Consider the following 804-nt stretch of genomic DNA (forward strand, 5'->3'; position numbering starts at 1 on the left):
CGTGCTTTATCGGTCGCTTATCGGTGACGAAAGATCAGGTTGAGTCCCAATACGATCATCGCTGACCCCAATACACGGTCAATCCAATGCTCAAAACGCTGAAAGCGGCGGTGAATCGCAGGGATAGAGAGTAGCATCACCACGGTGCTAAACCATGCCATCTGTAGCACCATCATCCAGACACCGTATATCGCCAATTGCCAAAGTGGAATATTTGGCGACAGGACGAGGGTAAAAATCGCCACAAAATACACAGGCGCTTTTGGGTTAAAGACATTGCAGAAAAACCCACGGCGCAATGTGGCAACGGTAGATTCGTCATTTTCCGACAAGTTTTTAGGGGAAGGGCTGTTAGCAGAAAGGATTGCTCCTTTCTCTGTTTTTGACACATCAACGGACGTATTTTCTGTCGTTGTTAACGCTACTGGCTTTTTAGGTTTGGCCTGAATACCTTGCCACCCTAGATAGATCAGATAGCCACCACCCAGCCATTTAATCGCGGTCAATAAAGGCTGCGAGTGGGCAATCACCGTTGCCAGTCCTAGTACTGAATAGATAATGTGTACCGACAATCCTAAGGTAATCCCCAAACTACAGATTAAGCCAGTACGTCGCCCTTTGGCTAAGGTCTGCTGCGATACCAACACAAAATCAGGCCCTGGTGAGGCGGCGGCCAGCAAGTGAACGCTCGTGATTAGCAAAAATCCGTGCCAAAACTCCATAAAACCCTCTGTACCTTGATACTTTACCCTGTCTGAATCATAGTTGCACTTATCATAAATGAGGTCAACTTTTATCTATTAT

1 protein-coding gene is annotated in these 804 nt (G+C 46.8%); it reads right to left on the bottom strand.

Annotated features, from left to right (window positions below):
• Positions 1-17: 17 nt before the first annotated feature.
• Positions 18-722: a LysE family translocator gene (locus tag ACS8FC_RS16525; RefSeq protein ID WP_439297576.1), complete on the bottom strand. Its 705-nt coding sequence runs from the start codon at positions 720-722 to the stop codon at positions 18-20.
• Between the last annotated feature and the right edge of the window lie 82 nt (positions 723-804).

It is taken from the genome of Psychrobacter sp. 1Y4, assembly GCF_051847555.1.

Bases quoted from the DNA above. Each gene is read 5' to 3' on its own strand.
- ACS8FC_RS16525 (WP_439297576.1), bottom strand. From the start codon at position 722: ATGGAGTTTTGGCACGGATTTTTGCTAATCACGAGCGTTCACTTGCTG.